This window comes from Pseudomonas sp. R5(2019) (assembly GCF_009905435.1).
Lineage (GTDB): Bacteria > Pseudomonadota > Gammaproteobacteria > Pseudomonadales > Pseudomonadaceae > Aquipseudomonas.
Genome location: NZ_JAAAMT010000015.1, coordinates 51968 through 70365 on the forward strand (window position 1 = coordinate 51968; position 18398 = coordinate 70365).

19 protein-coding genes are annotated in these 18398 nt (G+C 61.4%); 15 read left to right on the top strand and 4 right to left on the bottom strand.

The window, feature by feature from the left end; translation table 11 throughout:
• Positions 1–66: 66 nt before the first annotated feature.
• Positions 67–1452, top strand: coding sequence for an MFS transporter (locus tag GUY40_RS12410; protein ID WP_256675721.1), 1386 nt, complete (start codon positions 67–69; stop codon positions 1450–1452).
• Between the two features lie 100 nt (positions 1453–1552).
• Here the strand turns inward: GUY40_RS12410 and GUY40_RS12415 are convergent, their stop codons facing one another.
• From GUY40_RS12415 to flgA, 4 genes are all read right to left on the bottom strand, one after another.
• Positions 1553–2305, bottom strand: a complete 753-nt coding sequence (locus tag GUY40_RS12415; RefSeq protein ID WP_166569237.1) for a flagellar brake protein — start codon at positions 2303–2305, stop codon at positions 1553–1555.
• A 79-nt stretch (positions 2306–2384) separates the two neighbouring features.
• Complete coding sequence (locus GUY40_RS12420; protein WP_166569238.1) at positions 2385–2852, bottom strand: flagella synthesis protein FlgN; 468 nt, start codon at positions 2850–2852, stop codon at positions 2385–2387.
• Positions 2853–2899: 47 nt separating this feature from the next.
• Complete coding sequence (gene flgM / locus GUY40_RS12425; protein WP_166569239.1) at positions 2900–3220, bottom strand: flagellar biosynthesis anti-sigma factor FlgM; 321 nt, start codon at positions 3218–3220, stop codon at positions 2900–2902.
• 159 nt (positions 3221–3379) lie between these two features.
• Positions 3380–4132: a flagellar basal body P-ring formation chaperone FlgA gene (gene flgA, locus GUY40_RS12430; protein ID WP_166569240.1), complete on the bottom strand. Its 753-nt coding sequence runs from the start codon at positions 4130–4132 to the stop codon at positions 3380–3382.
• Between the two features lie 69 nt (positions 4133–4201).
• Here flgA and GUY40_RS12435 point away from each other — a divergent pair, with 69 nt between their 5' ends.
• The 14 genes from GUY40_RS12435 (at position 4202) to GUY40_RS12500 (ending at position 18199) form a co-directional block, all read left to right on the top strand.
• On the top strand, positions 4202–5140 hold the full coding sequence (locus GUY40_RS12435) for a chemotaxis protein CheV (protein WP_166569241.1): 939 nt from the start codon (positions 4202–4204) through the stop codon (positions 5138–5140).
• Between the two features lie 40 nt (positions 5141–5180).
• On the top strand, positions 5181–6008 hold the full coding sequence (cheR, locus tag GUY40_RS12440; RefSeq protein ID WP_166569242.1) for a protein-glutamate O-methyltransferase CheR: 828 nt from the start codon (positions 5181–5183) through the stop codon (positions 6006–6008).
• Positions 6009–6472: 464 nt separating this feature from the next.
• Positions 6473–6883: a flagellar basal body rod protein FlgB gene (gene flgB, locus GUY40_RS12445; protein ID WP_166569243.1), complete on the top strand. Its 411-nt coding sequence runs from the start codon at positions 6473–6475 to the stop codon at positions 6881–6883.
• Between the two features lie 3 nt (positions 6884–6886).
• Entirely contained in the window at positions 6887–7330 is a 444-nt protein-coding gene (gene flgC / locus GUY40_RS12450) for a flagellar basal body rod protein FlgC (protein ID WP_166569244.1), read from the top strand.
• 13 nt (positions 7331–7343) lie between these two features.
• Positions 7344–8045: a flagellar hook assembly protein FlgD gene (gene flgD, locus GUY40_RS12455; protein ID WP_166569245.1), complete on the top strand. Its 702-nt coding sequence runs from the start codon at positions 7344–7346 to the stop codon at positions 8043–8045.
• A gap of 28 nt (positions 8046–8073) precedes the next feature.
• Positions 8074–9393 (top strand): flagellar hook protein FlgE, encoded by a 1320-nt coding sequence (flgE, locus tag GUY40_RS12460; protein ID WP_166569246.1) that lies wholly within the window; start codon positions 8074–8076, stop codon positions 9391–9393.
• Between the two features lie 209 nt (positions 9394–9602).
• Entirely contained in the window at positions 9603–9782 is a 180-nt protein-coding gene (locus GUY40_RS12465) for a hypothetical protein (RefSeq protein WP_166569247.1), read from the top strand.
• A gap of 161 nt (positions 9783–9943) precedes the next feature.
• Positions 9944–10684 (top strand): flagellar basal body rod protein FlgF, encoded by a 741-nt coding sequence (locus GUY40_RS12470; protein ID WP_166569248.1) that lies wholly within the window; start codon positions 9944–9946, stop codon positions 10682–10684.
• 44 nt (positions 10685–10728) lie between these two features.
• Entirely contained in the window at positions 10729–11514 is a 786-nt protein-coding gene (gene flgG, locus GUY40_RS12475; RefSeq protein WP_166569249.1) for a flagellar basal-body rod protein FlgG, read from the top strand.
• 31 nt (positions 11515–11545) lie between these two features.
• Complete coding sequence (gene flgH, locus GUY40_RS12480; protein ID WP_166569250.1) at positions 11546–12241, top strand: flagellar basal body L-ring protein FlgH; 696 nt, start codon at positions 11546–11548, stop codon at positions 12239–12241.
• 7 nt (positions 12242–12248) lie between these two features.
• Positions 12249–13358 (top strand): flagellar basal body P-ring protein FlgI, encoded by a 1110-nt coding sequence (locus GUY40_RS12485; protein WP_166569251.1) that lies wholly within the window; start codon positions 12249–12251, stop codon positions 13356–13358.
• 8 nt (positions 13359–13366) lie between these two features.
• Positions 13367–14563, top strand: coding sequence for a flagellar assembly peptidoglycan hydrolase FlgJ (flgJ, locus tag GUY40_RS12490; protein ID WP_166569252.1), 1197 nt, complete (start codon positions 13367–13369; stop codon positions 14561–14563).
• Between the two features lie 10 nt (positions 14564–14573).
• The gene (gene flgK, locus GUY40_RS12495; protein ID WP_166569253.1) at positions 14574–16616 is read left to right on the top strand and encodes a flagellar hook-associated protein FlgK; all 2043 of its coding nucleotides are present in this window, start codon (positions 14574–14576) and stop codon (positions 16614–16616) included.
• Positions 16617–16630: 14 nt separating this feature from the next.
• Positions 16631–18199, top strand: a complete 1569-nt coding sequence (locus tag GUY40_RS12500; protein ID WP_166569254.1) for a flagellar hook-associated protein 3 — start codon at positions 16631–16633, stop codon at positions 18197–18199.
• Positions 18200–18398: the final 199 nt, after the last annotated feature.

Consider the following 18398-nt stretch of genomic DNA (forward strand, 5'->3'; position numbering starts at 1 on the left):
TGTCGGCAATATCACATATCCTTATCCACAGTTTTCACCCTATTCAAGGAGCCGCACGGGACGCTGATGCGAACGATCTGGAAGTCTTTTCGAGCGCTTTACTTCGCTGCGCTGATGATGTTGATCGGCTCGGGTCTGCTGAGTACCTACCTCGCGTTGCGGCTGGCAGCCGATCAGGTTGACGGCCTGTGGGTCGGTGCCTTGATGGCCGCCAACTATTTCGGCCTGGCGCTGGGTGGCAAGATTGGCCACCGCCTGATTGCCCGGGTCGGGCATATCCGTGCCTATGCGGCGTGTGCCGGGATCGTCGGTGCGGCGGTGCTGGGCCATGGCCTGGTGGATTGGCTGCCGGCCTGGTTGATGCTGCGGGTGATCGTTGGCCTGGGCATGATGTGCCAATACATGGTGATCGAGAGCTGGCTGAACGAGCAGGCCGATGCCAAGCAGCGCGGGGCCGTGTTCAGCGGCTACATGATCGCGTCCTATCTGGGCCTGGTGTTGGGGCAGCTGATTCTGGTGGTGCATCCACAGCTTGGGCTTGAGTTGCTGATGCTGGTCGCCGCCTGCTTTGCCCTGTGCCTGGTGCCGGTGGCATTGACCCGGCGAATTCACCCGTCCGCCTTGCACCCGGCGCCGATGGAACCGCGGTTTTTCATCAAGCGGGTGCCGCAGTCGTTGAGTACGGTGCTGGGCGCGGGCCTGATCGTCGGTTCCTTTTACGGTCTGGCACCGTTGTATGCGTCACACCAGGGGCTGACCACCGAGCAGGTCGGTCTGTTCATGGGCAGTTGTATTTTTGCCGGGCTGCTGGTGCAGTGGCCGCTGGGCTGGTTGTCCGACCGCTACGACCGGGCGGTGTTGATTCGCAGCGCGGCCGGTGGCGTGGCGATTGCCGCCTTGCCGCTGGCGCTGCTGCCGCAGGCACCGCTGGAGGTGTTGTTCGCTGCCGGCTTTATCGTTTCGCTGTTGCAGTTCTGCCTGTATCCGCTGGCCGTGGCGTTTTCCAACGACCACGTGGAAAGCGAGCGGCGGGTGTCGTTGACGGCCATGCTGCTGGTCACCTATGGCGTCGGTGCCAGCATCGGGCCGCTGGTGGCGGGGGTGGTGATGAAGCTGTTCGGCAACCAGATGCTCTATGCATTCTTCAGCTTCTTCGCGCTGGTGCTGGTGTGGCGCATCCGGCCAAAAGCGGTGACCAACCTGCACCAGGTCGACGATGCACCGCTGCACCACGTTGCCATGCCGGCCGTGGGTTCGCCCTTGGCGGCAGCGCTGGACCCACGGGTTGACGAGCAGGTGGTGCACGACCAGATGTACACCGCTCCTGAGGCAGCAGCGGATGTTGAGCCTGCGCACGACGTACCTGTCGACAAGGCAGTTGAACCGTCAGAACCGCTGAATGATGAGCAGTCTTCGCCCGATGACGGGCTGCAGCCCAAGGCGAACTTGTAGGAGCAGGGCTTGCCCGCGATAAACGATGACGCGATTCTCCTGAAAAACCGCAGCGCCTTCATCGCGGGCAAGCCCGGCTCCTACAGGTTTCACAGGTCTATCAGTAGTCGTCCTGGTCGAAACGACGGGCTTCACGCTGAAGCTGATAGACAAAGCGTTCGACCTGACGCTGCACCAGGCCGCTCATGTTGTGAAAGCGCAGGCCGGTGAAGGTGGTGTTGAGGCGCTCTTCATAATGCAGGTAACGCAACTCGACCGGCGTGCTCATCTTGCCGAACGGCAGGGCGGCTTCGAATTTCTCGTACACCTGGCCCAGTTGCAGGCGCTCAGCGATATCACCTGCAAAGCGCAGCTTGCAGCCGGTGGCGGAAATATCCAGCAGCTTGCCGGTGATGGCGCCCTTGCCCTTGAGCTTGTCACCGTCGAGGGTCACGTCCACCAGCTGCGAGAGCTTCAAGGCGGCGCGGAAGGCGTTGCGGCGCTGGTGGTAAATCACCTCTTCGGGCAGCGCGCCCCGATAGCAGCGGCCATCGCTGGCGTCGTCGATGGTCAACGGCTCGGAAGACTCCCAGGCAATCCGCACGCCGTCATGAAAGCCTTCGATGCGAAAGGGCTCGCCCGCTTGCAAAAAGCGCTCACCGTCGCGGGGGATCATTTCGTCCAGTGTGATCCGGCCGCCTTCGCGGTCCACTTCCACCAAAAAGCTCTGGAAGCGCTGGCTGCGCTCATGGAAGGTAATGATCAACGGATCATTGGCTTCTTGCAGTGCACGCAGGTTGGCGGCGATTTCCAGGGGGGTGGTGAGGACCTTGGGAGGCTGCGGCGCATCATCCGCGTTTGAGGCATTGAACACGGTTTATCAATCTCCAGGCAATAACGGCTACACGCGTGGCACTATTTTGCCAGCATGTTCGACGCCTTCATAAAGTGAGTCAAGCCTGACTGAGGGCGCGAGGCTTGGCGAGCAGCGAGGTCGAGCCTCGGCTGTCATAAAGGGAAGGGGATTCACCGCCCATCAGGATACGCAACTGGTTGGCGGTCGAGGCCTGCTGAAGCTGGATCGAGCGACCGTTGCGCTCGTTCACGGCCTGGCAGTCGGCGAGCAGTCTGGACAGCATGTCGGTCCGCTCCCGCAGCAGCGCGCCCCGAGGGGAGGCGGCGGCAAGCGCTTCCAGCCCCTGTTGGTCGGGGCTCAGGTTGGCGCTGGCGAGCAGTTCGCTGCGGCGACGGCCATGCTGGTCGAGCAGCACGATCAACGACTGCTTGCGCGCCAGAATATTCTCAAGCAACGGCATGTCCCGGCCGTGCAATGCCACCGCTTCGGCCTCGAGCAGCTCAAGCAGTTGTTGCGCTGGAGCAAGGTCTTCTTCGATCAGTTGCAGCAAAGCGGTGTCGTGCATGGCGGGCTCTGTGTCTCAAGCGTCCTGAAAACGGTGCAGGCGAGGAATCAGCGCTGCGATTCGAAGCCGAGCAGTTTGCTGGCAACGCGGTTGCTGTCGACCTGATAGCTGCCGTCGGCGATGGCCTGTTTCAGGGCCTCCACACGGGATTTGTCGACAACCGGTTGGTCGCGCAGCGAATCGGTGACCTTCTGCAGCTGCTGGGCCTCAGGGCTCAGGTGCACGGCTTCGCCGCTCTGCGTTACGCCAGCCGAGGTAGCGGAAGCTTGGGCCGCTTGCCCGTTGCCGGCGGTTTCCTGCGGGGCGCCGGCGCGGTTGCCGGTCGTCACGGAGGGAGGAGAATTCACACGACTGAAGTCGATGACCATGATGGTAAAACCTCTGGGTTTCTGGACGCTTGCCTTGTTGTCGACCGTTTGCGGGAAAACTTTAGGCGCATTTCAATCATGCGCACCAAGGCCACGGACCCTTGTGGGACAGAGTTTAGGAAAACCGGTTCCCGACTGCCACTGTTCAATCGGGTTTGATCACATGGCCACTTCGACCTGGCCCGGCCCGGTCACCCGCGCCTTGACCACCCGTTTGGAATTGAGGTTGCGCACCCGGATCTGCTCGCTCAGGCCGCCCTTGCTCAGGGCCTCGCCGGGCATGCGCACACTCAGTGAACCGCTGCGGGCGACGATCACCACATGATCGCCCTTGCGTACCACCTCGGCCTGTTGCAGATGCACCGGCGTCAGGATCTGATCGATAACCGTTGGTCGGACAAGTTTTTGCCCGATCGCCTCATCCACCGAGGTCAAGTAGCCCTGGTTGAGCAACCCGACATCGCGCTCGCGCAAGGCCACGTCCTGCTCGCCAATGATAGCTTCGCGCTTGAGCGGGCGCGTGACGCTGACAACGTTGCGAAACAGCCGCACTTGAGCGGGCACAAACACCGTCCACGGGCCGCTGCCATCGCAGCGCACCCGCACGGTGACACGGCCCAGCGGCTGCGCCGGGCTTTCCAGGGTGGCTGTCAAATCCTTGTCGCACAGCGGCATGCGCAGGCGCGGGTCGAGTGGGTTGACCTGAACCTCGAAACGCCCTTCAGTCTGGGTGGTTGCCAAATAATCTTCGACGCTGAACTCAAGAAACCCTTGAGTGACACCGATAAGCTGTTCGGGCAAGGTAACGGCGTCCGCCACGGCGCGATGGCTCAGGGCTATCATGCAGAGCACGGGCAGGGCACAGAGCAAGGGGCGTGTCAGGCGTCGAAATACTGTCGTTTTTGCGTTCATGTCATAAAAAAAGCAAGGGCCGTGCCGATTGACTGGATACGGTCCACGGGTTCGATCAAGGAGTCTGACATGGCGGGTGTAATGGATTCGGTCAACCAGCGCACTCAGCTGGTGGGGCAGAATCGGCTTGAGTTGTTGTTGTTCAGGCTCAACGGCAAACAGCTGTACGGGATCAACGTGTTCAAGGTGCGCGAGGTGCTGCAGTGCCCGAAACTCACCTTGCTGCCCAAATCCAGCCCGGTGGTGCGCGGCGTGGCGAACATTCGCGGTGCGACCCTTCCGATCCTCGATCTGGCGATGGCGACGGGCCTGCCGGCCATCAGCGATGTACAGAACACCTTTGTCATCATCACCGAATACAACACCAAGATTCAGGGCTTTCTGGTGCACTCGGTGGAGCGCATCGTCAACATGAACTGGGAAGAGATCCATCCGCCACCCAAGGGCACTGGCCGCGATCACTATCTGACGGCCGTGACCCGGGTCGATAACCAGTTGGTGGAAATCATCGACGTGGAGAAGATCCTCGCGGAAGTGGCGCCGACGTCCGAAGCCATTTCAGCCGGCGTGGTGGATGAGGCTACCCAGCACAAGGCCGTGTCGCTGCGGGTGCTGACAGTGGATGATTCCTCGGTAGCGCGCAAGCAAGTCACTCGTTGCCTGCAAACCGTTGGCGTCGAGGTGGTGGCGCTTAACGATGGCCGCCAGGCGCTCGACTACCTGCGCAAATTGGTGGATGAAGGCAAGCGCGCAGACGAAGAATTCCTGATGATGATTTCCGACATCGAAATGCCGGAGATGGACGGCTACACGCTGACCGCGGAAGTCCGCAACGACCCGCGCATGCAAAATTTACATATCATCCTGCATACTTCCCTGTCCGGCGTCTTCAACCAGGCGATGGTCAAGAAAGTGGGCGCCGACGATTTCCTGGCTAAATTCAAGCCAGACGATCTGGCCGCCCGCGTGGTCGAGCGGATCAAGGCAACGGATAACAGCCAGGGGTGAAAGTCCCTGGCAGAACGAATGGTTTTTAGAGGCGGCAGCTGTGTCTACGGGTAACCTGGATTTTGAACAATTCCGGATTTTTCTGGAAAAAGCCTGTGGCATTCTGTTGGGCGAGAACAAGCAGTATCTGGTAGCAAGCCGCCTCAACAAGCTGATGGAGCAGCAAGGGATCAAGTCGCTGGGTGAGCTGGTGCAGCGCATCCAGACCCAGCCGCGCGGCGGTTTGCGCGAACAGGTGGTCGATGCCATGACCACCAACGAGACCCTGTGGTTTCGCGACACTTACCCCTTTGAAGTATTGAAAAACAAAGTCCTGCCCGAGCAGATCAAGGCCAACCCCGGGCAGCGCCTGCGGATCTGGTCGGCGGCGTGCTCGTCCGGGCAGGAGCCCTATTCGATCTCGATGGCGATCGACGAGTTCGAGCGCAGCAATATCGGCCAGCTGCGCATGGGCGCGCAGATCGTCGCCACCGACTTGTCCGGGTCGATGCTCAACAACTGCAAGAGCGGCGAGTACGACAGCCTGGCGATTGCCCGTGGCTTGTCGCAAGAGCGCTTGCAGCGTTATTTCGACCCCAAGGGGCCGGGGCGCTGGGCGATCAAGCCGGCGGTCCGCAGCCGCGTGGAGTTTCGCTCGTTCAACCTGCTCGACAGCTACGCTGCATTGGGTAAGTTCGACATCGTGTTCTGCCGCAACGTGCTGATCTACTTCTCGGCCCAGGTCAAAAAGGACATCCTGCTGCGCATCCACGGCACCCTGAAGCCGGGCGGTTACCTGTTTCTGGGGGCGTCGGAGGCGCTCAATGGTTTGCCGGATCATTACCAGATGGTCCAGTGCAGCCCCGGGATTATCTACCAGGCCAAATAAAATGCTGTAGCCGAGCTTGCTTAGACCCACATCGCAGGCAAGCCTCAATGCCGGTCAGTTAAGGATTGGAGCGCCGAAAACCTGTGGGAGCGGATTTATCCGCGAATCCAGACACCGCGGTTTTTCTGGCATTGCGCGGTGCCTTCATTCGCGGCGGTCCGGCGATCCGGTAAATCCGCTCCCACATGAGTCTCGCCTTAACTGACTGGCATTGAGGCAGGCTTCTATGTGAATGGAAACGGCGTGGGAGCAGAGCTTGCTAGCGATGAGGCCAGCACAAGCGACATCAGCCCCCCGCTTTGCCGCTTTCCCGCCACCCAGCGGTCAATCCTTGCCGCTTTTCTGTCATTGCCGCTGCCGGCAATTCTCCGCAATCCCGTGTTTTCAGGCCTTTGGCGGTTTGGCACGTTGTTTGCTGAAGCTTGCTCACGAACCATCAGGCCAACCCGCACAGGTTTTCCGACATGAGCATCAGCTTCGACAAGGCGCTCGGCATCCACGAAAAAGCACTGGGCTTTCGCGCTCAGCGTGCCGAGGTGCTGGCCAACAACATCACCAACGCCGACACGCCCAACTACAAGGCGCGTGACCTGGACTTCGCGGATGTGCTGGCGGCCCAGAGCAGCAAAAGCAGTTCCGGGCACTTTTCGCTGGAGCGTACCAACGCTCGCCATATCGAAGCCGATGGCCTGGTCAGCATCAGTGACGAGTCGCTCAAGTACCGCACGCCGATGCAGCCCTCGGTGGACCAGAACACCGTCGACGCCCAGATGGAACAGTCGAACTACGCGCAAAACGCGGTCGGCTTCCAGGCCAGCTTCACACTGCTCAACAGTAAATTCAAAGGGCTGGTTTCGGCCCTGCGCGGAGAGTAATCCATGTCCCTCGCCAACGTATTCAACATCGCCGGCAGCGGCATGAGCGCCCAGACCACGCGCCTCAACACGGTCGCCAGTAACATCGCCAACGCCGAGACCGTCTCTTCGAGCATCGACCAGACCTACCGCGCGCGCCACCCGGTGTTCGCCACCACCTTCGAGCAGGCCCAGAACGGCGTCGGTCAGTCGCTGTTCCAGGACCAGGGCGAAGCCGGGCAGGGCGTGCAGGTGCTTGGCGTGGTCGAAGATCAGAGCAACCTCGAAGCCCGTTACGAGCCTAACCATCCGGCGGCGAACAAGGACGGCTACGTCTATTACCCCAACGTCAATGTGGTCGAGGAGATGGCGGACATGATCTCTGCCAGCCGCTCGTTCCAGACCAACGCGGAGTTGATGAACACCGCGAAAACCATGATGCAGAAAGTCCTGACCCTGGGTCAGTGATAAGGGGCCTGGCATGAGCACCACCGATACCACCAATGGCCTGAGCAGCTCGGTTTTGACCTCGCTGCAAAAGCAGACCGCCACCACCAACAGCAGCAGCGGCACTGCTGGCAGCGCCCTGGGCAAGGACGCGTTTCTGCAATTGCTGGTGACCCAGATGCAGAACCAGAACCCGCTGGACCCTCAGGATAACGGCGAGTTCGTAGCCCAGTTGGCGCAGTTCAGCAGCCTGGAAAGCATGCAGTCGCTCAATGATTCGGTGAACTCCATCTTGAGCTCCTACCAGTCATCCCAGGCGCTGCAAGCGTCGTCGCTGGTGGGCCGCAGTGTGATCGTGCAGACCGACAACTCGGTGGTCGACACCAGCAAAGGCATGAGCGGCTCGATCAATCTGACCTCGTCCAGCACCGGCACCACCGTGGGGGTGTACGACAGCGAAGGCGAGCTGGTGCGCACCCTTGACCTGGGAACCCAGGCCGCCGGCAAGGTCGACTTCAGCTGGGATGGCAAGGACGGCGACGGCGAAGTGCTCGATGCCGGCACCTACACCTTCAAGGCCAGCGCCACCATCGACGGTGTCGCGACCGCCATGACCACCAACCTGCCAGCCACGGTCAACAGCGTGACCATGGGCACCAATGGCGGGGAAATGATGCTGAACCTTGCAGGCCTGGGCAGCGTCGCCCTGTCGAAAGTTCAAACCATTGGAATCTAGCGCCGATTAACGCGGCAGGAGTGAGAGCATGTCCTTCAATATCGGCCTGAGCGGTATCACCGCTGCCAACAAGGCGTTGAATGTTACCGGCAACAACATCGCCAACGTTGCTACCACAGGCTTCAAAGCCTCTCGTGTCCAGTTTGCGGACCAGTATGCAGCGTCGATTCGCGCGACGACGGGCAAGACCACCGTGGGTAGCGGTGTGACGGCTGCGTCGGTGTCCCAGCTGTTCGGCCAGGGCAATATTGGCACCACGGGCCAAAGCCTGGACCTGGCCATCAACGGCAGTGGTTTTTTCGTGCTCGATAACAACGGCTCGAAAGTCTATACCCGCGCCGGCGCGTTCTACAGCGACAAGCAAGGCTACGTGGTTGATGTCACTGGCAACAACCTGCAGGGTTATGGCGTGGACGCCAACGGCACCGTGATTCCGGGTGCGTTGACTAACCTGCAGATCGACACCTCGAACATCTCGCCCAAAAGCACCGGCACCATCGCTGAAACAATGAACCTCAACTCCAGTGCCACCCAGCCAACCGTTTCGCCGTTCGACCCGGCCACGGTCAACAGCTACAACTACACCTTCAACACCGATGTCTACGACAGCCAGGGCAACATTCACCAGATGAACCAGTATTTCGTCAAGGATGCGGCCGCCAACGCCTGGACGATGTACACCACCATCGACGGTCGCAATCCTGCGGATCCGACAAGCAGCACGCCGCTGGTCAATACCCTGAATTTCAAGTCTGACGGCTCCATTGATGCCGCCAGCATGACCGCCGGAGCGGTCGCCGGCGGCATGGCTATCAACGACAACAAAACCTTCAGCCTCACCGGTTGGGTTCCGGCCGTGAAGCAGGAAGATGGAACGTGGATAGCCAATGGTGCTGCCTCCAATGCCACGGGGCTGACGCTCGATATGCTGGCCGCCACCCAATACAACTCCACTTCAGCAGTGACCGCCAAGTCTCAGGATGGCTATGCGACCGGTGAGCTGGCCGGGTTGACGGTGGACAGCAGTGGTGTGCTGTTCGCCAACTTCACCAACGGCCAGGACAAGGCCATTGGCCAGGTCGCGATGGCCATTTTCGCCAACAACCAGGGCCTGACGCCGGTTGGCGGGACCAACTGGAAAGAGTCCTTCTCCTCGGGCGTGCCCGTGGTCGGTGTGCCGAACGCCGGCACCATGGGTGAAATCGCCTCGGGTGCACTGGAAGACTCTAACGTTGAGCTGACCAGCGAACTGGTCGACCTGATCAAGGCGCAGAGCAACTACCAGGCGAACGCCAAGACTATCTCCACTGAAAGCACCATCATGCAGACCATCATTCAGATGACCTGATGAGGGTGTCAGTTAAGGCATAGATTCTGTGGGAGCGGATTTATCCGCGAATGATGACGACGCGCAATGCCTGAAAAACCGCGGTGTCTGGATTCGCGGATAAATCCGCTCCCACATTAGGTATTGTGTCGTTCAATGCCTTAACTGACCGGCATTGGGGCAAGCCCGGCTCCTGCACGGATATCGAGTTCACACCGCCAGCAAGCGCCATGACCAAAATCATCACCGCCGCACTCCTGCTTCTAACCCTCCAGGCCCAAGCCGCCCCAGCCCCCTTCTTCCGCTGGCAAAGCCTCGCCACCGGCCGCTACCTGTGCGCGCAAGTCGACCCCGGCAAAGGCTGGATGAAATTCGCCGGCCCCTTCAACAACGCCGGTTGCCGCCCATAAGCGGCGAGCCTCTTGCCGCTGGCGGCAAACCACCGCCGTTTTACCGACGCTCTCCCGCTCCTGAAAACCATCAAAGCCCCGAAATACGAGGCTTTCCCAAGTTGGTTCGATATTTGCTATGTCCATGGCAAAGCGACAGCCGTTGGTGAAAGGAGTGCGTTGTGGACAAGATGCTTTACGTGGCGATGACCGGTGCCAGCCAGAATGCGCTGGCGCAAAAGGCCCACGCCAACAATCTGGCGAACATTTCCACCAGTGGCTTCCAGCGCGACCTGGAGCAGGCCCGCTCGATGCCGGTGTTCGGCGACGGCCATCCGGCCCGCGCCTATGCCCTGACCGAACGGCCCGCCACTGACTTCACCCCCGGCGCGCTGCAGGAAACCGGTCGTGACCTGGACGTTGCCATTGGCGGCAATGGCTGGATTGCGGTGCAGACCCCGGATGGCGGCGAAGGCTATGTGCGCACCGCCAGCATGAACATCGACGCCTTGGGCGTGCTGCGGGCCGGCAACGGCATGCCGGTCATGGGCAACGGTGGCCCGATTGCCGTGCCGCCCGAGCAGAAGGTCGAGGTCGGCGAAGACGGCACCATCAGCATCCGCGCCCTGGGCGAAGGCCCACGGGTGATGGCCGAGGTCGACCGCATCAAGCTGGTCAACCCGGACCTGAAAAACATGACCAAAGGCCCCGACGGCATGATCCACACCAAGGACGGCCAGCCCGCCCAGGCCGATGCCGGCGTGCGCGTGGTGTCGGGGTTTCTGGAAGCGAGCAACGTCAATGCCGTCGAGGAAATGACCTCGGTGCTGGCGCTGTCGCGGCAATTCGAGCTGCACATCAAAATGATGACCACAGCCAAGGAAGGCGACGAAGCCATGGCGCGTGTTTTGCAGATCGGCTAATCAACAGATTGAGTGCCTTGAAACAGGCACGATAGGAGAACAGCATGCTTCCGGCTCTTTGGGTCAGCAAGACAGGCCTGTCCGCCCAGGACATGAACCTGACCACCATTTCCAACAACCTGGCCAACGTGTCCACCACCGGCTTCAAGCGTGATCGCGCCGAGTTCCAGGACTTGCTGTACCAGGTGCGCCGCCAGCCGGGCGGCCAGTCGACCCAGGACAGCGAGCTGCCCTCCGGCCTGCAACTGGGCACCGGTGTGCGCATCGTCGGCACCCAGAAAAACTTCACCGCCGGCAGCCTGCAAACCACCGATCAGCCGCTGGACATGGCCATCAACGGCCGTGGCTTTTTCCAGGTCCTGCAGCCCGATGGCACCGTTTCGTACACCCGTGACGGTACCTTCCACCTGAACTCCGATGGCCAGATCGTCACCGCCAGCGGCATGGCCCTGGAACCTGCGATCGTCGTCCCCAACGAAGCCCAGACCTTCACCGTCGGCCAGGACGGCACCGTCTCGATCACCACCGCCGGCAACCCTGCCTCGCAAGTGATCGGCAACCTGCAAACCGCCGACTTCATCAACCCGGCCGGCCTGCAGGCCATCGGCGGCAACCTGTTCCTGGAAACCGCCGCCAGCGGAGCGCCGCAAGTCGGTACCCCAGGCCTGAACGGTTTCGGCACCACGCTGCAGAACACCCTGGAAAACTCCAACGTCAGCACCGTTGAAGAGCTGGTGAACATGATCACCACCCAGCGTGCCTACGAGATGAACTCCAAGGTGATTTCCACCGCCGACCAGATGCTCTCGTTCGTCACTCAAAATCTGTAACCGAAGCCTGCTACGCCGCGAGGTCTGTGTCATGAGTCGCTTGTTGTCTGTTCTTGCCCTGGGTGCGGCGGCCTTGCTGGCCGGTTGCGTCAGCCCGCCACCGAAACCGGACGACCCGTATTACGCGCCGGTGTTGCCGCGCACGCCGTTGCCGGCGGCGGCCAACAATGGCTCGATTTACCAGGCCGGTTTCGAGCAGAACATGTACGGCGACCGCAAGGCGTTCCGGGTCGGTGACATCATCACCATCACCCTGAACGAAAAGACCCAGGCCAGCAAAAACGCAGGCTCGCAGATCGCCAAGAACAGTGACGCCAGTATCGGCCTGACCTCGCTGTTCGGCGCTGGGGTGTCGACCAACAACCCGTTCGGCAGTGGCGACTTGAGTCTGGACGCCAGCTACAGCGGTAGCCGCGCGACCAAGGGCGACAGCAAGGCGGCCCAGGGCAATACCCTGATCGGCTCGGTCACTGTGACCGTGGCAGACGTGCTGCCCAACGGCATCCTGGCCGTACGCGGCGAGAAATGGATGACCCTGAACACCGGTGACGAGCTGGTGCGCATTGCCGGGCTGGTCCGTGCCGACGATATCGCCACCGACAACACCGTGTCTTCGACCCGGATTGCCGATGCGCGGATCACCTACTCGGGCACCGGCTCCTTTGCCGATGCCAACCAGCCGGGCTGGTTCGACCGGTTTTTCCTAAGCCCGCTTTGGCCTTTCTAGGATGATCATGCTCAACTTCAAGCACCTGATGGCGGCGGCATTACTGTTGACGACGGCCTTTGCGGCCCAGGCCGAGCGGCTCAAGGACATCGCCAGCATCTCCGGCGTGCGCTCCAATCAGCTGATCGGCTATGGCCTGGTCGTGGGCCTGAACGGCACGGGTGACCAGACCACTCAAACACCGTTCACCCTGCAGACCTTCAACAACATGCTCTCGCAATTCGGCATCAAGGTGCCGCCCGGCTCCGGCAACGTGCAGCTGAAAAACGTCGCGGCGGTGTCGGTGCATGCCGACCTGCCCGCATTCGCCAAGCCGGGGCAGGTGATCGACATCACCGTGTCGTCCATCGGTAACTCCAAGAGCCTGCGTGGCGGCAGCCTGCTGCTGACCCCGCTCAAGGGCATTGACGGCAACGTCTACGCCATCGCCCAGGGCAACCTGGTGGTGGGCGGTTTTGACGCTGAAGGCCGCGACGGTTCGAAGATCACTGTCAACGTACCCTCGGCCGGCCGGATCCCGGGCGGTGCCTCGGTGGAGCGGGCCGTGCCCAGCGGTTTCAACCAGGGCAACAGCCTGACCCTGAACCTCAATCGCCCGGACTTCACCACCGCCAAGCGCGTGGTCGACAAGGTCAACGAACTGCTCGGCCCGGGCGTGGCCCAGGCCATCGACGGCGGCTCGGTGCGGGTCAGCGCGCCGTTGGACCCCAGTCAGCGGGTGGATTACCTGTCGATTCTGGAAAACCTCGAGATCGACCCGGGCCAGGCGGTGGCCAAGGTCATCATCAACTCGCGTACCGGCACCATCGTCATCGGCCAGAACGTCAAGGTCTCGCCGGCCGCCGTCACCCATGGCAGCCTGACCGTGACCATCACCGAAGATCCGATCGTCAGCCAGCCTGGCCCGTTCTCCAACGGCGAAACCGCGGTGGTGCCACGTTCCAAAATCAATGCCCAGCAGGAAGCCAAGCCGATGTTCAAGTTCGGCCCTGGCACCACGCTGGATGAGATCGTCCGAGCGGTCAATCAGGTCGGCGCCGCACCAAGCGACCTGATGGCGATCCTCGAAGCCCTGAAACAGGCCGGCGCCTTGCAGGCCGACCTGATCGTGATCTGAGGCCGGCCATGGACATGCCAAAAAGCGGCGTGGGTGCCGCAGCCGACAGCGGTGCCTACACCGACCTCAATCGCCTGAGCGCGATGAAGGTCGGCGACCGCGACAGCGAGAGCAACCTGCGCAAGGTGGCGCAGGAATTCGAGTCGCTGTTTCTCAACGAAATGCTCAAGTCCATGCGCAAGGCCAACGACGTCATCGCCCAGGACAACCCGCTCAACACCGAGACCACCAAGCAGTATCAGGACATGTACGACCAGCAGCTGTCGGTCAGCCTTTCCCGGCAGGGCGGCGGCATCGGTTTGCAGGATGTGCTGATGCGTCAGCTGTCGAAAAACAAGTCCCATGTCCCGGCGCCCACCAGCGGCCCGCTGGCCCACAGCGATGCCTCGACCCAGCGACCGCTGTGGGCGACCCGCAGCGCGGCGGCCGACATCAAGGTCAGCGCCAGTGAGGGTGTGCAGGCCGGGCGCAACGACATGGCGCTGCTCAACCAGCGCCGGCTGGCGTTGCCGAGCAAACTCACTGACCGTTTGCTGGCAGGCATCGTGCCGTCGGCCACAGCGGCCACCGAAGGCGTGGCCGCGAACAAACGCATCGACACCTCGGGCATTCGCAGTACCGCGCAAGCCTTTGCCGCGCCAAGCGAGTCGATGCGAATCCTGGGCCGCAGCATCGCCCAGCCGCCGCTGGCACCGTCCAGAAAGGCCTTCAGCACCTCCGACGAGTTCATCGCCACCATGCTGCCGATGGCCAAGGAAGCCGCTGCGCGCATTGGCGTCGACCCGACCGTGCTGGTCGCCCAGGCCGCGCTGGAAACCGGTTGGGGCAAATCGGTGATGCGCCAGAGCGACGGCAGCAGTAGCCACAACCTGTTCGGCATCAAGGCCACCGGCAATTGGCAAGGCGATCAGGCGCGGGCCATCACCAGCGAGTTCCGCAACGGCCAGATGGTCAAGGAAACCGCCGAGTTCCGCTCCTACGACTCCTACCAGGACAGCTTCCACGACCTGGTCAGCCTGTTGCAGAACAACGATCGCTATCAAGCTGTGCTGAAGTCGGCCGATAACCCGGAGCAATTTGTGCGCGAGCTGCAAAAAGCCGGCTACGCCACCGATCCGGACTACGCCAGCAAGATCACCCAGATCGCCCGGCAAATGAAGTCTTACCAACATTACGCCATGGCAGGCGGCTCCACGAATCTATAAGGGTTGAAGCATGTCGAATCTGATCTCGATCGGGCTGAGCGGGTTGAACTCCAGCCAGGCCGCGCTGGCAGTCACCAGTAACAACATCGCCAACGTGGCGACGTCGGGTTACTCGCGTCAGCAGACGGTGAACAGTGCGGGCGCCCTGCAGAATATCGGCGTGGGGTATCTGGGGACGGGCACGACCATTTCCGACGTGCGTCGGATCTATAACAGCTACCTGGAAAATCAACTGCAGACAGCCACTTCGCTCAGCAGCGATGCGTCCGCTTACCTGGACCAGATCACGTCCGTGGACAAGCTGCTGGCTGACAGCTCTACAGGCATCAGCTCGGTGCTCTCAAGCTTTTTTTCATCGCTGCAAACGGCCTCTGCTGCTCCGGGGGATGTCGCTTCGCGCCAGTTGTTGTTGACCCAGGCGCAAACCCTGAGCAACCGCTTCAACTCCCTTGCTTCGCAGATGACTCAGCAAAATGACAGCATCAATGCGCAATTGACGACGCTGTCAGGCCAGGTCAACAAACTGACCGCCAACATTGCCGACCTCAACCAGCAAATCACCCAGTTGTCGGCCGCCGGCACCAGCCCCAACAGCCTGCTTGATGCCCGCAACGAAGCGGTGCGCTCACTCAACGAGCTGGTCGGCGTGACCGTGCAGGAGCGTGAAGGGGTTTACGATGTGTATCTGGGCACCGGCCAGTCGCTGGTCACCGGCAACCGAGCCAATGCCTTGTCGGTAACGCCGGGCGCCGCCGACAAGAGCCAGTACAGCGTTCAGATCAACTACCCGAACTTCAGCTCCGACGTGACTTCGGTGATCACCGGTGGCGAAATGGGCGGCATTCTGCGCTATCGAAGCGACGTGCTGATTCCGGCCCAGAATGAGCTGGGGCGTGTGGCCCTGGCGGTTGCCGACGGCATCAACAGCCAGTTGGGGCAGGGGTTGGACGCCAACGGCGAGTTTGGCGCCTCGATGTTCTCCAGCATTAACAGCGCCGCGGCGATCAGCCAGCGCAGCCTGGCGTCGTCCGGCAACAGCGCCGGCTCCGGCAACCTGGATGTGACCATTGCCAACAGCGGCAACCTGACCCTCCATGATTATCAGGTGACGTTTACCAGCGACAAGGCCTACACCGTCGTGCGCTCCGATGGCACGCCGATGGGCAGTTACAGCCTGGATGAAGACCCGGCGCCGGTTATCGACGGCTTCTCGCTCAAGCTCAATGGCGGCGGCCTGGCCGCAGGCGACAGCTTCAAGGTGATTCCGACCCGCAATGCTGCCAGCGCCATTACCACCACATTGACCGACGCCAACAAGCTGGCCTTTGCCGGGCCGATCAATGCCACGGCCGGTACCGGCAACGCGGGCACCGGGACCATTACCCAGCCGACCCTGACCGGCAAACTGGACATCTACGACAGCGCCGCCCTGAGCGAGATGCAGGGCGCGCTGAGCAACTCGTTGCCGGTCAAGCTGGTGTTCGGCACGGCCGCCAACGGCGCCCAGACCTATACCGTCAATGATGCGAAAGGGAATCCGATCGGCAGCGGTAGCATCGTGCCCGGCCAGGACAACAAACTGACCATCAGCGTGCCGATGCTCGATGACAGTGGCGATCCGATTCTGGATGCCGATGGCAATCCGAAGGCGTTTAGCTTCGACACCAGCATCGGTGGCACGCCAGCCAGTGGCGACACCTTCAGCGTCGGCTTCAACATCGACGGCAAGTCAGACAACCGCAACGCCCAGTCGCTGCTCGAACTGCAAACCAGGTCCACCGTCGGCACCCATTCCGGCACCGGCAGCAGCTTCACTGGCGCCTATGCCTCGCTGGTCGAGCGGGTAGGGGCCAAGGCCAACCAGGCCCAGATCGACACCAGCGCCACCACGGCCATTCTGACCTCGGCCAAGGCCAGTCGCGATTCGGTCTCGGGCGTCAACCTGGATGACGAGGCCGCTGGCCTGGTCAAGTTTCAGCAGTACTACACGGCCTCTTCGCAGATCATCAAGACCGCGCAAGAAACCTTCAGCACCTTGATCAACGCCCTTTAAGGAAGTAGTCGACCATGCGGATTTCCACCTCTCAGTACTTCGAGACCAGCGCGGCCAACTATACGAAGAACTTCTCCGATACGGCCAAGACCAACGAGCAGATTTCTTCCGGCATCCGCATTCAGACCGCGGCCGATGACCCGGTCGGCGCGGCAAAATTGCTGATGCTGCAGCAGCAGAGCGCGCTGCTGACCCAGTACAGCAGCAACATGACCACCGCCACCAACGCCCTTAACCAGCAAGAGAGCGTGCTCTCAAGCATCCATGACGCCATGCAGCGTGCCAGCGAACTGGCGATCCAGGCGGGTAACGGTGGCCTCAGCGATGCCGACCGCACCTCCATCGCCGCCGAGATCGGCGAAATCGAAGGCAGCGTGTTCGGCATGCTCAACTCCAAGGATGCCAACGGCGATTACCTGTTTGGTGGCTCCAAGAGCTCGACGCCACCCTATGTGCGCAATGCCGACGGCACTTATGCCTATCAGGGCGACCAGACCCGCCTGAGCCTGCAGGTGTCCGATACCTTGAAACTGGCGACCAGCAACACCGGGCACAACGTCTTCGAGTTGGCAGTGAACAACAGCCGCACGGAAGCAACGCTCACCGCCCCGGCCGTGGACGATGGTCGCGTGTCGGTGTCCGACGGCCTGCTCAACTCGGTCAACAGCTACTCCAAGTCGTTCGCCGCTGGCCAGCCATACACCGTGAACTTCACCAGCGCGACCCAGTACAGCATCGTCGATGCCGACGGCAACGACGTCACCTCCGAGACCGCCTCCAATGGCGTGTTTGATCGGGAGAAGGAGGGCGCCTCGACCATCACCTTCCGTGGCGTGGATTTCGAGATCAGCGTCAACCTGCAGGAAACCGACAGCGACCCGGACGCTGCCATTGCCGGGCACTCGTTCACCTTGCAGGCCAAGCCGGATTCGGTGACCACCACCCGCAGCGCGGCCAACACCTCCACCGCCCAGGTGACCGCGTCGAACATCACCGACAACGATAAGTTTCTCGGCACCTTCCCCGATGGTGGGGCAGTGATCAAGTTCAGCAGCGCTACCGACTACAAGGTCTACGCCCAACCCTACAATGCCGACAGCAAGGCGATTGCCGAGGGCGTAATGGGGAGTGGCAACACCGTGACCGCCGCCGGGGTGACCTTTACCTTCGACGGCGCACCGAATGCCAACGATCAGTTCTCGGTCACCAGCAGCACTCACAAGACCCAGAATGTTCTCGACACCTTGAGCTCGCTGCGCAAGAGCCTGCTGGTGCCTGTCACGGATACGGCCACCGCCACTGATCTGAAAAACGCTGTGGCATCGGCCATCAGCAACTTGGGCAGCGCGCGCGAGCGCATCGACCTGGCCCGTGGCGAGATCGGCGCGGCGCAAAATTCGATGCAGATCCAGCAGGATGAAAACACCAGCCTGAGCCTGGCCAACAAGAGCACCCAGTCCGCCATCGGCAATACCGACATGTCGACCGCGGCCATCACCCTCACCCTGCAACAAACCATGCTGCAGGCCTCGCAGCTGGCCTTCGCGAAAATCTCCCAGCTGAGCCTGTTCAACAAGCTCTGACGCGCTTTGCGGCCGGTATTGGCAGCCTTTTGAAGGGGTTGCCCATGTCGGCCGCGTTGTTTTTGCCCTGTGTTGAGCCGTCCACACAGCAATTTGAGTGTGACCAATAAGTCAAATCGTGCATCTTCCCTGTATTGTATTAGCGGATGATACTGGCCTCGGCCCTCGCGATTTGCTTGAGTTGCCCCCGGTATCAGCC